Source organism: Phocaeicola sp. RTP21198st1_B8_RTP21198_201120 (genome assembly GCF_040929485.1).
GTDB classification, from domain to species: domain Bacteria; phylum Bacteroidota; class Bacteroidia; order Bacteroidales; family Bacteroidaceae; genus Phocaeicola; species Phocaeicola dorei.
The window spans coordinates 1-629 of the sequence record NZ_JBCOCI010000561.1 but is presented as its reverse complement, the minus strand read 5'-3'; the positions used below and the strand labels follow the sequence as shown (position 1 = coordinate 629).

Here is a 629-nt window from a genome sequence, read left to right as displayed (position 1 = left end):
GCAACCATTAGAAGGGCAGAAGCCATCATCATTTTTTTTAAATTCATTTGTTTGGTCTTTTAAAAGTTTGATAGATTTAATTTGGTTTGGCCTCAAAATTATAAAAAAGAAAACGCAAATCAGACAATAATATGCTAATCTGCGTTAATCCTTGAGATTTTAAAATAGAAATGTTACAAAAGAATAACAGAAAGAGCAGATTCTGTTATTCTTATCAGTTAAGTATAGGCCTCTTCGTGTATTCCTCTCACCGCACGTCCGCTAGGCTCATTCAGATTCCTGAAAGCAATATCCCACGCCAGCGCTTCTGCTGTGGAGCATGCCACACTGGGAACACTGGGTACGGTGCGTGCTGCACTTTCACTGGGGAAATGCTCTTCAAAGATACTGCGATAATAGTATTCTTCTTTATTTTGTGGCGTGTTGATAGGGAAGCGTTCGGCAGCATGTTCCATTTGCTGATCGCTCACAGCAGCAGCTGTGATTTCCCTCAATGTGTCAATCCATGAATATCCTACACCGTCACTGAACTGCTCTTTTTGTCTCCACGCCACACTTTCCGGTAACATCTCGGCAAAGGCTTCGCGAACAATCCGTTTCTCAATTTCCTTTCCGGGGCACATTTTAGC

1 protein-coding gene is annotated in these 629 nt (G+C 41.8%); it reads right to left on the bottom strand.

The features are described 5' to 3' along the window. Nucleotides 1-218 precede the first annotated feature (218 nt). Nucleotides 219-629: asparagine synthase-related protein (locus tag AB5935_RS28100; RefSeq protein WP_368328115.1), on the bottom strand; the 411-nt coding region annotated here is incomplete at its 5' end.